Source organism: Roseivirga sp. (assembly GCF_965216855.1).
Classification (GTDB): Bacteria; Bacteroidota; Bacteroidia; order Cytophagales; family Cyclobacteriaceae; genus Roseivirga.
Genome location: NZ_OZ244204.1, coordinates 320,157 through 332,904 on the forward strand (window position 1 = coordinate 320,157; position 12,748 = coordinate 332,904).

Consider the following 12,748-nt stretch of genomic DNA (forward strand, 5'->3'; position numbering starts at 1 on the left):
AGCGTCCTTTGCGGTTAACTTATCCCCTCTTAAAGAGCAGGTTATTTTCGTCTGAATTATCTGCATCAAACCAATAACCATCATAGTCAAAGCCTTTAAGGCCTTCTACTTCATTGATTCGATTCTTAATGATGTACTGAGCCATCATGCCCCTGGCCTTTTTCGCAAAGAATGAAATCACTTTGTACTGACCATTCTTAAAGTCGTGGAAATCGACATTGACCACTTTAGCTTTTAGACTGGGTCTGTCAATGGCCTTAAAGTATTCCTGAGAAGCCAGGTTGATCAACACCTTATCGCCCTGCTTTTTCAAATCACGTAATACCTGAGCGACAATTTTATCAGCCCAGTAGTTATAAAGTGTATTGTAGTCATCGAATGCCAGACGAGTACCCATTTCAAGTCTGTAAGGTTGAATCAGGTCTAAGGGCCTTAACAAACCATAGAGACCCGAGAGAATCCTTAAATGATCCTGAGCATAAAGGATATCTTCATTAGAAAGCTCTTCTGCTTCCAAACCAACATACACATCGCCTTTAAAAGCATATACCGCCTGTTTGGCTCTTTTAGTATTCTTGGCCTTAGCGAATTTTCTATACCTGTCGGCATTGAGCTCTGCCAGGTTCTCACTCAAATCCATCAATTCCTGAATTTCTTCAGGACTTTTTTCTTTCAGGACACCAATCAGTTCAAGCGCTTCCTTCTGGAATTTGGGATAAGAAGCTTCATGATCACAAGGGGTTTCAAAATCGAGGGTTTTAGCAGGAGAAAGTACTAGTAGCATATCTTAATTACTCTTTGTGCAAACATACAAAGTGAAGAGTTAAAATGTTCGAATGATTGATAGCTTATGTCAATAGCCTATTACAATTTGCAAATAAAATCTGTCCCATCTTTTTATCCTTCCCGTGACGAACAGACCGAGTCATAACTCTCAACTCTGACAACAGCCAATTCCTGGCAAATAAGGACTCTAAATGATTTCGTACTACGCATATCGCACATCGCAATACATTAGTCCTTACCTTCGCACCTCATTAATTCCATGAGCTTCCAATACCACCATATCGATCTCCCAGTCAAAGAAGTAGTTCCCGAAACCAGAAAGCACCTGGCTGAAAGAAATACGCTCATTGTCAACGCACCTCCAGGTGCCGGGAAGAGTACCCTTCTCCCCCTTACCTTAATGGATGAGCCCTGGCTGAATGGCCAGAAGATCATTATGCTGGAGCCCAGAAGGCTCGCAGCCCGTACCATTGCGGGGCGCATGGCTTATTTCCTGGATGAAAAAGTAGGGGAAACGGTTGGCTATCGCATCCGCTTTGATAACCGGGTCTCGGAAAAAACCAAGATCGAAGTAGTCACAGAAGGTATCCTCACCCGCATGATTCAGTCAGATAATGAGCTATCAGGCATTGGTATGGTCATTTTCGATGAATTCCATGAACGTAGCATCCATGCCGATGTGGCACTTGCTCTTTGTCGTGAAGCGCAGCAGGTCTTAAGATCTGATCTGCGGATTATGATCATGTCTGCGACACTCAACATGCCTCAGCTCAAAAGCCTGCTGAAAGCTCCGGCTGTTGTGAGTGAAGGGAGACAATACCCGGTAGAAGTTACCTATGAGGGAGACATTGACGAATTTCTGATTCCCGAAATGATCTCCAAAACCATCATAAAAACCACAAAACAACATGAGGGTGATGTACTGGTTTTCCTTCCGGGTCAAAGAGAAATTCAGAAGACCGCTGAGCTGCTCAGAGGACAAAGTAAAAACATGGCCATCCACCAGCTTTTTGGCAGCCTCCCTCCTCATAAACAACAGGCAGCCATTATGCCCGACCGTTCCGGAAAGCGTAAAATCGTGCTCGCTACCAATATTGCAGAAACCAGTTTAACGATTGAGGGGATTAAAGTAGTGGTGGATAGTGGCTTTGGCCGCACTTCCCGTTTTGATCCAAATTCAGGATTGTCCCGATTGGAAACGGTCCGGATTTCAAGGGATTCTGCTGACCAGCGTGCCGGACGAGCCGGCCGACTCAGTGCCGGACACTGTTATCGCATGTGGAGTTCGGTTACCCACCAACGCATGGCAGAGCACATTGTCCCTGAGATCATGGAAGCAGACCTTGCTTCACTGGTACTCGATATGGCTCAGTGGGGTATTGTGGACCCACAACAAATGACATGGCTTACTCCTCCTCCATCAGGGCCATTGGCGCAGGCCCGTGATCTGCTCCACCAATTGGAGGCACTGGAAAATGGCAAAATCACATCGCATGGGCAGAAGATGCTGCGACTACCCTGCCATCCAAGAATTGCCCATATGCTGCTCATGGCGGAAGAACATGACCATCTACCTCTGGCTTGCGATATAGCCGCTCTGTTGGAGGAAAGAGATCCTTTGGGCAGAGAAGCCGGCATTGACATCAATACGCGTATTGAGGCGCTCAGAACTCACCGAAGGGAAAACAGAGACGGCAAAAAGCTTCAGCGCATCGAGAAAATAGCAGATCAGTACCGAAGGCTGTTTCAGATTGAAGCGGATAACGACTTTGTCGATCCATACGAAACCGGAGTACTGCTCACACATGCCTATCCCGAGCGCATTGCCTGTGCCCGTCCCGGTAATAATGCGCAGTTCCAACTATCTAACGGACGATATGCCATGGCAGGACATCGTGACGATCTGGCCGCAGAACCCTGGCTGGCTGTTTGTCATATTGATGCCCGTGATGGTATGGGCAAGATTCATATGGCCTCTCCTCTCAATCCACGTGACCTCGCTCCATTGGTGAAGGAAAGGGAAGTCATTACCTGGGACACTGACGATGGTGGCCTCATTGCCAGCAAAAACCTTTGTATTGGCAATATCATCTTAAGAAGTACTCCTTTACCAGACCCTGATCCCTCTCACTTAGTGGATGCCATTATCGAGGCCATCAAGAAGGAAGGCGAAAGATTACTGGACTTCAATGAAGAAGTTGCTCAGTGGCAAAGCCGGGTACTTTCGCTTAGAAAGTGGAACCCAGATCAACAGTGGCCAGAGGTGAGTACAACCTCCCTGCTTCAAACATCGGCCGAATGGCTTTCTCCATATCTCAATGATATCAGAAAACCAGAAGACCTAAAAAAACTGAACCTTAAGGACATACTCCAGCACAGTCTTACCTATGATCAGCAGAAGCTGCTCAATGATCTGGCGCCTGAGAAAATTGAAGTCCCCAGTGGCTCAAACATCCGCCTGGCCTACCGCGATAATGCAGAGGCTCCTATCTTGGCCGTACGTATTCAGGAAGTATTTGGTCTGGCCGAAACACCAAAGATTAATGGAGGAAAGCAAGGGGTCTTAATGCATCTGCTCTCTCCCGGTTTTAAACCTGTTCAAATTACCTCTGACCTGAAAAGCTTCTGGTCAGATGCCTATTTCGAAGTAAGAAAAGAGTTGAAAAGACGCTATCCCAAGCATGTTTGGCCTGATGATCCGTGGAATGAACCTGCCATTCGTGGGGTGAAGCGCAAGGCGTAGTGACCAGTGTATCAGTTGAACGGAAATCGGGGAATTGGAAACCAGGAGATTAGGAAATTGGGGAATTGGGGAATTAGGAAATTGGTCATTGAGGTATTAATGATTCTCAACTGCTCCGGTAAGCGTCATTCAGAAGGAGAATCATCCTGATGTATATCAGGGATGAGGCGACTGAAGAATCCCCAAGAGCGTTGCACCAGTAATTGGTTGATCGGAAATCGGAGAATTGGAAATCAGGAGATTAGGGAATTGGGGAACTGGTTATTGGTTAATAGTCATTGGTGCATTAACACTCCACAACTGCTCCGATAAGCGTCATTCAGAGGGAGGTACGACCGAAGAATCTCCTAGAGTTTAGCACCAGTAATTGGTTGATCGGAAATCGGGGAATCAGGAAATCAGGAGATTAGGGAATTGGGAAACTGGTTATTGGTTAATAGTCATTGGTGCATTAACACTCCACAACTGCCTCGGTAAGCGTCATTCAGAAGGAGAATCATCCTGATGTATATCAGGGATGAAGCGACTGAAGAATCCCCAAGAGCTTTGCACCAGTAATTGGTTGATCGGAAATCGGAGAATTGGAAATCAGGGGATTAGGGAATTGGGGAACTGGTTATTGGTTAATAGTCATTGGTGCATTAACACTCCACAACTGCCTCGGTAAGCGTCATTCAGAAGGAGGTACGACCGAAGAATCCCCAGGAAATTTGCACCAGTGATTGGTTGATCGGAAATCGGAGAATTGGGGAACTGGTTATTGGTTATTGGTTAATAGTCATTGGTGCAATAGCGATCCCCAACTGCTCCGGTAAGCGTCATTCAGAGGGAGGCACGACTGAAGAATCCCTAGGAGATTTGCACCAGTAATCAGTTCATCGGAAATCGGAAATCAGGGATGAGGCGACTGAAGAATCCCCGGAATTGTGCAACATATCACTAAAGTCAAGAATCTGTTATTAACAATTACTATCTTGGATAAACGGTCATAACAAAATTGCGAATCACCTTTTCCAAACGAATCATCCCTCTATCACAAGCATCCGATCGGGAATTTCTTGAATCACTAAACCGATATCTCAAAGACTGTTGGCACAATTGTTTACCAGGTTATTCTAAATGGGTGGAAGGCAAGGTTAATTTAGATACTAAAACCCTTCTCATAAGGCCATTTATGATCTGGAAAAACACGTATGCCCCTTGCTCTTGTTATGGCACCATTCTGGAAGATGATGGTAATCCAAAACTATTATTGGAGTTTAAATCATCTCCTTATGGTTGGTTAATCATATTCTTGGCTTTTACTGTTTTTATGGGATATCAGTTTTTGCCTAAACCTAATGGAGGTATTCTATGGTTTGTTTTGAATGTCCTATTTTTCATATCCTTTATTAGTGAGATTTATTCATTTAGAAAGATGATCAGACGGCATATCGAATTCCTAGCACCCTTTGACAGTAAGAATCCACCTAAGTGGAAATAACCAATTATTCTTTTAATAAAATCCTTACCCCCTGCCTCTCAGTCTCCTCCTCTGGTAAAATCTCACAATTATCCCAGATACCGCTACTCAGGGTCTTGGCATACGATGCAGGCAGCTGATGCCCTGTCATCAACTGACTGGCCAATTCGTGATTATAGGTAAAGGATCGGTGCTGAAAGCCAAAGCCTTGCTGATCGTTCAGCAGCATATACCAGACCCGAGGGGTGCCATCATTGGCAGGCATACCAATTACTCCGGGGTTCAACCAGTACCTGTCATTTACCAGGCTGTGAAAAGGCAATCCACAATGGCCGGCCAAAACCACATCAGACCGGGTCTGTTCCAGTATGGCTAGTTTTCTGTTATCGGATGTTGATTCAAAGATAAACTCTGATGTGTCTTCCAGTCCTCCGTGCAAAACAAAACAGGACTTTCCTGCATACTCAAAGCGGATAAACTCGGGTAATTGATTCAGCCATTCGACCTGATCTGCCCTGACCTGAGCCTGGGCATAAGGATACCATTGCCGGGAAAACAGGTCGCATCGGGAGCCATCATCGAAATTGCAGCCACAGTCCTCCTGCCCTTCTTTCAATTGAATCTCCACATTACCCAGAATCACATGTATTCCCCAATCCCTGATATAATCAAGCACTTCAATAGGTTGCGCACAGTAACCCACCATGTCCCCGGTGCATATAATATTCGAAGGAGGAATATTCTGCTGCTCAGCTAATTCAGCCAGCTTCTGCAGCGCCTGCCAGTTGCTATACACTCCCCCGAAGACCAATACGGGGCCTTCGAGTGTACCCATATCTTTTACCTTAGACTGCCAATCCATCCCCTCTTCTTTTAAAGACCATAAAGATCAGAAAACAGCAAATAGTACCGATCAGGTTCACACTTAATAAATCACCATAATTACCCTGAAAAAACACCCATTGCTCGGGGTAATAGCCAGTAGCGAACCAGATACCAAATCCTATTCCGGTAAGTACGGTAACCAGAAAGGCCATTCGATGCATCCGCCAATGCCAGAAAACGAAGACAGGTGCCAGGCCAATAACCATGGTTCCTGATATGGTGGTGGCAGAAAGAATAGCCGGATCGAAGAAAACGGGAATGGTGCCTAAAACGGCAATCACTATCATCACTAATCTACCTGAACTCACACTAGCCTTTCCTATCTTCAAATCAAAGGCGATCAGCTTGGAGAACGAAGCAAAGGCAGAGTCCAAAGTAGACGATGCGGAAGTAATCATAATCAGGTTGATTACCAGCATACTGACAATACCAAGCGATTGAGCCACTTCCACTGCTGCCTGCCCTTCGAGGCCTTGCTGCGAAGCATAAACCCCTATGAAGCTAAACAGTACGATACAGACAAAACCGATAGGCACCGCCCAATAGAATGCTTTGCGCATAGTTTGTGGATTGGTAATAAAACCCCTGTCGGTCATTACCGGATCATGAAAAGGATAACTAATTGACTGAATCAGCGCCACCAAAAGCAGGTCTACTCCACCCGAAAGACTCCATTCTCCTGAACTGAAGTAAGTGGATACACCATCAGAATCGGGTAGAATCACACCAAGGATTACGATCAAGAGTACGGCAAAAAGTACCATCTGAATGGCGTCTGTAAGCATAGAACTACTAAGACCTCCCTTCAGTGAATAGAGCAAAGTAAGAAAGGTGAAGACCACAATGGCCAAATAATAAGGCTGCGATCCGGCATCACCAAAGTAGCTCCCAATAACTATAGTATTCGACCATACTTCATTGAAAAGGCGAAATGCTATGAGCAGGGAGAAAAGAATAACAGCCCCTCCTCCAAACTTGGAATTCAGAAAATGGTGAATACTGTCATACCGTCCTTTGACCCTGAGTTTAAAGATGATGACACCGGCAAAGAGAAACGATAAATAATAAGTGGCATAAGCCACTCCCCCTACGATACCATAAGACAAACCCAGGTTAGCGGCATTGGTGATGCTTTTGGCGAAGATCCAGCTAATGACGAGGCTGCTGGTTAACAACCATAAACCGGGCTGCTGCTTATTTCTTCGTGTAGCCTGAAAGAAGTCACTGCTGCTTCTGGCAATGGGAGAAATGGCCAACAGCACCAAACTTGATGCGATGACGAGGATCCATTGCCAGAGACTTATGTTTTGCATTCTTTTAGTCGTTAGACTTTAGATATTAGACATTAGATGGTCAGTACTACTTCAATTGTTACCCCTCGTAAGATCATATATCGAAAATCAAAAATCGTAATTCTATTAGTTATTATCCCACCAAACTCTGCTATTCACACTGTTGTTATTCTCAACCGTAGCTGCTTCATAGTTCGCAGCATTGAAGGCTGCCTCATCAGCCGGATAAGGCATGCGAATGGGGATTAAATCATTATTCAAACTGGCAGACACTGTTTTCAAAGCAGGGAAGCCTGTTCTCCTGTACTCAATCCACCCCTCATATCCATTGATAGTATTGGCTAACCACTTTTGAGTAATGATCTGTTCAATCGGATCAGCACTATTGGCTCCAAAGGCTGCATTACCTGTAGTTAAATAATCTGAAGGTAAAGCGGTTTGCCAATAATCAAAAGCCAGTTGTACCCCGGTTTCATAATAGCTTTGGGCATCCTGTGTGATGAGACCTCGTTGAGCGGCTTCGGCCAAAAGGAAATAAGTCTCCCAGGCCGTCATAAAGTTCGCATCCAGGTTACCCGTGTTTTCCCTGAAAATAGTTCCGGTCAAAGAGTAATCAGCTACTGAAATAGATGTATTCGATGCATCCGGTCCGTTCAGCAAACCATCAAAGGTACCATTGGCTTCGGAAGGCCTGAAAAAGACCTCTTCTCTCGGATCGTTTAAATCCTGAATTACCTCCATCATCGTGGCGGACTCAATAAAGAGGTTGAAGTCACCGGCACGTAAAACTGCTAACCTAAAGGTATTAGGTTGTGAATTGGTAAAGTCAAAGGCTGCATTGTCGGCATTGCTCTGAATATAATTACCGGCATTGGCTATCGCTTGCAACTCTGCACTTACGTCTACCTGTCCGGATATACGCATCAGGTATTTAATCCGTAGTGAGTTAGCAAAAGCCATCCACTGATTTAAATCTCCCTGAAAAAGGATATCACCCTCCAAAGGCTGTGTTCCATTATAAGCCTGTATGCTTGCAATGGCTTTATTCAGGTTATCCAGAATACCATTATCATCCATATAGATATCCTGCTGAGCATCATAGGCTGGTGTAGTGTTTCCCTCTTTCCCATTCAGTGCCTCGAAGTAAGGAACGTCTCCATAAATATCCGTCAGTGCCGCAGTCATGTAAGCTTTCATGATAAGAGCCGGACCTTCATAGACTTCATACACAGCATTCTCACTGGCCAAATCCAGAATCAACTCATTATCTCTCAGATTTCGATAGATGATAGGCCATGGATTTCCACCCAACTGAGGAGAGCTCAAATCATGTCGGTCAAAAAGGTTGAAATCTACCATGGTAAAGTGCTGGGCCAGCAGGTTACCTGCCACAAAACCTTCGTAAGACATTTGCTCACCATAATCATAGATGACCTGTCTGAAGAGTAAAGAAGGTTGCACTGAAATCGGTGCGTTCGGGTTAGTATTAATCTCACTAAAATCATCGGTACAACCCACTAAACCAATGAAAATCAAAGCGATATATAAGTTTTTAAAAGTCTTCATTTCCCTGAATTAAAAGTTGAAACCAATTCTTAAACCATAGCTTCTGGTGGTAGCATAAGACATATCTTCTACCCCACTGACAAACTGATTGCCCTGAACGGCCAGTTGTTCCGGATCGAAATGTGGAATCTCGGATATGGCAAACAGGTTTCTACCAATTAATGATACTTCAAGGCTTCTTCCGTCCTGGAAGAATGCGCCTTCAAAACGATAGGTAATGGCCAGCTGACGAAGCTTCAGATAACTGGCATTGTAAGTATTATTTTCTTCGTGGTTCCTGTCGTAGAAATTACGATAGTAGGCCTCAGCAGAAACAGCCTGCGTATTCTCAACATAAACAGGATTGTCAGAAGTACCGGTATTCACTACACCATCAGCTACAATTCCTCCGGTTGGACGATCTGCCGTTTCTTCCAACTGTCCACCGACAGCCGCCAAAGCCAGGGTTCTTGAAACCAGCTGACCTCCCTGACGCCAGTCAAAAAGGAAGGAGAAGTTCCAGTTCTTATAGTTGATGTCATTGCTGAAACCAAGGATAAAGTCCGGATTATAGTTACCTATCTTCTTCAGTGTATTATCAGGAATATACAGTCCGTTGCTGCCGATAATAAACCTACCCTCTTCGTTTCTGAGATATCCTGTTCCATACATATCACCAATTCTACCTCCTTCTTCTACCTGGAAGAATACCGTCTGATTCACATTATCATAGATTCTGGAATAAGCCAGTGTCAATCGGTCTACTTCATCAGGAAGAGATTCTACTGTCGTTACATTCTTGCTGAAGTTGAATGTCGATGACCAACTCAACTCAGCATCGCGCAACCACTCTACCTGAATAATAGCTTCCAATCCCTTCGACCTGACCTCTCCTCCATTGACTACCCTTTCAGTATATCCTGAAGTGATAGATACCGGCAGAGATATAATCTGATTGCTTGTTAAAGCATTGTAGTAGGTGACATCTACATTTACCCTTCTGTTGAATAAGCTGGCTTCAGCGCCAAACTCAACGGAACTCGTCTTTTCCGGTAACAGGTTGGCATTGGGAATGGTAGATTGCTCGCTGAAAGTAGGCTCACTCTGATAAGGCGTCTGCGCATTGAATACCCCGGCAGTTTGATAAGGATTAGTATCGTTTCCTACCTGCGCATAGGATGCTCTCAGCTTCAGGAAGTTGATATAATCGGGTAAATTCAGTGTATTAGATGCGATGTAGGCTCCTGATACAGAGGGGTAGAAAAAGGACACATTCTCCTTCGATGTAGGTGATGCCAAAGCACTGGACCAGTCGTTTCTGGCCGTTACTTCCAGATAGAGAAAATCCTGATAACCCAACTTGGCTACTCCATAAACACTATTGATTCTTTTTCTGGAAAGGAATTCGAATATCTCTAATGGTGAAGCTGCATTCGATAACCTAAAGATACCTGGCTGAGCCAAAGAGAGTGCCTGCGTTTGCTCGGTTGAAGCTCTTTGATCCATTCGATTAGCTCCGGCAGAAACATCCAGATTAAACTGACCAAAGGTGTTGGAGTAATTAACCAACACATCGGTATTATTCTCCCTGAAGAATACATCATGCACGGCATAAGCCCCATTAGTAAATCGATTGGAGCTAAATGCCCTTCTGAATTGCCTCTGCTCACTGGAATAATCCATTCCTGTGCGCACATTCACACTGAGGTAATCATTGATGATGTATCGAACTGAAACATTACCAAAAATTCTGTCGCGCTCGAAAGAGTTGCGATTCTCCAATAAGGTGAAATATGGGTTATCGAAGAATGTATAGTTGAAAGAGTAGTGTCGAAGGTTTTCGAGTCCCGGCTGCCAATAATTGCGCATATTCTCAATATTGAGTGAACGCGGACCCCAGGCGACCAGGGCATAGTTAACGTTCTCTGAGCCATATCCACCAGCAGGCCTGTTATCTGAACCGGCATTGGCATAACTGATAAAACTGCTCACCTTAACTCTTGAGCTTGGCTGGAAGTTGAGTTTAGCTGAAATGGTTTTTCTGTCCAGATTAACACCAGGAATGATTGATTCGCTCTGTAAATCAGTAAATGACAGTCGAAGATTTCCCTGATCAAAACCTGAAGAAATGGCAATATTATTAATCGCTGTTACTCCTGTTTCATAGAAATTCTTGAGGTTATCCGGATGAGAGACAAAGGGAGTCGGAGTGATTGGCAGTCCACCATGCACTGCAATATCACCTCCTCTAACCACTTGTCCATTCGGCAAGGTTACAGGGCTGTCATATTGTGGAATAAGCAAACCGGCATCTAGTTCAGGACCCCAGCTGTAAGAGATATTATCATTGGTTCCACCACCCAGTCCATCTACATATTCAAACTGGCCTGAGTTTCCCTGACCATATCTGTTTTGAAACTTAGGCAGCTGAAAGGCTCTCTCAATCATGGTAGTGGAATTGATACTCACGCCAATACCTTCCTTTTCAGAGCCATTTTTTGTGGTGATGATAATGACCCCATTCGATGCTCTGGTCCCATAAAGTGCAGCGGCACTCGGACCTTTCAGCACAGAGACAGAAGCGATATCGTCCGGATTCACCTCCATGGCACCATTACCAAAATCTACTTCCTGAAAGCCTGCAGCTGCATCATTAGTAAAATTGATCACAGAGTTATTGTTGATGGGGGTTCCGTCTACCACGAACAGAGGGTTATTGTTGGTAAATGAAGCTTCACCCCGAATAGTGATTTTGGATGTTGACCCTACTCCTGTAGCTCCCTGACTAATGGTTACACCAGCTAACTTTCCAGCGAGGTTATCTACAAAGTTGGGCGCTTTTACTTCATTGAGTGCTTTAGGCTCCAGACGTTGCACATTATACCCCAGGTCTTCTGTCTGGCGTTCGATGCCCAGAGCGGTGACCACCACATCTCCCAAAAGGTTGGTCCTTTCTTCAAGTATGATGTTAATGGTTGATTTGCCGGCCACATCTACTTCCATGGCTTCAAAGCCTATAAAAGTAAATACCAGTGTGGCATTGTCTGACACCGTAATTTGATAAGTTCCGTCAGCCGAGGTGGCAACTCCGTTACTGGTACCCTTTTCCAATACCGTAACACTTTGCATAGGTTGATTTTGTGCATCCACCACTTTTCCTGAAATCTTAGTCTGGGAAACAGCAGCTACACATATGAGCTGTAAAAACAGCCATAGGTAGAATTTCTTCATGAATGTTGAGATTAAGTAAATTGATTTTGAACTATTGAATGGGGATTCAATGAGCGGGTGGTGCTCTCAGTCCAAAATGGGTGGGTGAAGCGAGTGGCTTCAGCTGACTAATGAATCGGGAAGGATGATAAACTTCCTTGTATATATTTTTGACTAAGGTCCTCAGTACAGCTGAATACAACAATTGAGTACTCAGGTCTTCGGTAGTATTAAGGTCAAATTTCGGGATGAGAAAATGAACATCGGCCTGCGTTGCTTCTTTCAGTATAGAAGGAATCAGCTCTGCAGATTGCCATTTTAACGATTCCCAGTTGGTAGAAGTAAACAGTTGCCTGTTCAATCCAAGTAGGAATACGCCTCCACGGTAATCAGGACCAATAACCAAATCCGAGGTATGAAGTCCTTCCTCTGCATTGATCAGATCTCGTGGCGAAAGTTCGGCACAATCATTACCCACACAAATAACTCTCTCATACCCTTCTGAAAAGGCTTGTTGAAATGCATTATGGAGTCTTTCACCAAAGGTATCTCCCCTTTGTCGGTCTTCATTGATTTCAATCAGTGGCAAGCGGGTTGCCTTGATCACTTCTCTACTTCTTTGATACAGCTGCGCTACCAGACTCTTGTTTCTGGTGGCATTTCTTATCAGTCGCTTTCGACTACTTTCCAGTTCAGGCGAATTGGTAAAAAGAAGAACAGCAGTTTGTTGGTTATGTAGAGACATACGGGTTGAAGTTACTTCAATAACCTACGTAACGCACATGTGTTTCGGATTTATCCTGATGAATGTAAGACAGAAGTCAA

General features: G+C 44.5%; 7 protein-coding genes. 1 reads left to right on the forward strand and 6 read right to left on the reverse strand.

What is annotated here, in order from left to right:
* Positions 1–19: 19 nt before the first annotated feature.
* Positions 20–784 carry a peroxide stress protein YaaA gene (gene yaaA, locus ACOOEY_RS01425; RefSeq protein WP_420386882.1) on the reverse strand — a complete coding sequence of 255 codons (765 nt, stop codon included), beginning with the start codon at positions 782–784 and terminating at the stop codon, positions 20–22.
* Between the two features lie 261 nt (positions 785–1,045).
* Here yaaA and hrpB point away from each other — a divergent pair, with 261 nt between their 5' ends.
* Positions 1,046–3,529, forward strand: coding sequence for an ATP-dependent helicase HrpB (hrpB, locus tag ACOOEY_RS01430; RefSeq protein WP_420386883.1), 2,484 nt, complete (start codon positions 1,046–1,048; stop codon positions 3,527–3,529).
* Positions 3,530–5,016: 1,487 nt separating this feature from the next.
* On the opposite strand, the gene ACOOEY_RS01435 is transcribed toward hrpB, so the two are convergent.
* From ACOOEY_RS01435 to ACOOEY_RS01455, 5 genes are all read right to left on the reverse strand, one after another.
* On the reverse strand, positions 5,017–5,853 hold the full coding sequence (locus ACOOEY_RS01435; protein ID WP_420386884.1) for a metallophosphoesterase family protein: 837 nt from the start codon (positions 5,851–5,853) through the stop codon (positions 5,017–5,019).
* Positions 5,837–7,189: a sodium:solute symporter family transporter gene (locus ACOOEY_RS01440; RefSeq protein ID WP_420386885.1), complete on the reverse strand. Its 1,353-nt coding sequence runs from the start codon at positions 7,187–7,189 to the stop codon at positions 5,837–5,839. The genes ACOOEY_RS01435 and ACOOEY_RS01440 overlap by 17 nt, the downstream gene beginning before the upstream one ends.
* 105 nt (positions 7,190–7,294) lie before the next feature.
* Positions 7,295–8,734 (reverse strand): SusD/RagB family nutrient-binding outer membrane lipoprotein, encoded by a 1,440-nt coding sequence (locus ACOOEY_RS01445; RefSeq protein WP_420386886.1) that lies wholly within the window; start codon positions 8,732–8,734, stop codon positions 7,295–7,297.
* Between the two features lie 9 nt (positions 8,735–8,743).
* The gene (locus ACOOEY_RS01450) at positions 8,744–11,944 is read right to left on the reverse strand and encodes a SusC/RagA family TonB-linked outer membrane protein (protein WP_420386887.1); all 3,201 of its coding nucleotides are present in this window, start codon (positions 11,942–11,944) and stop codon (positions 8,744–8,746) included.
* A gap of 46 nt (positions 11,945–11,990) precedes the next feature.
* Positions 11,991–12,668 carry a TIGR04282 family arsenosugar biosynthesis glycosyltransferase gene (locus ACOOEY_RS01455; RefSeq protein ID WP_420386888.1) on the reverse strand — a complete coding sequence of 226 codons (678 nt, stop codon included), beginning with the start codon at positions 12,666–12,668 and terminating at the stop codon, positions 11,991–11,993.
* Positions 12,669–12,748: the final 80 nt, after the last annotated feature.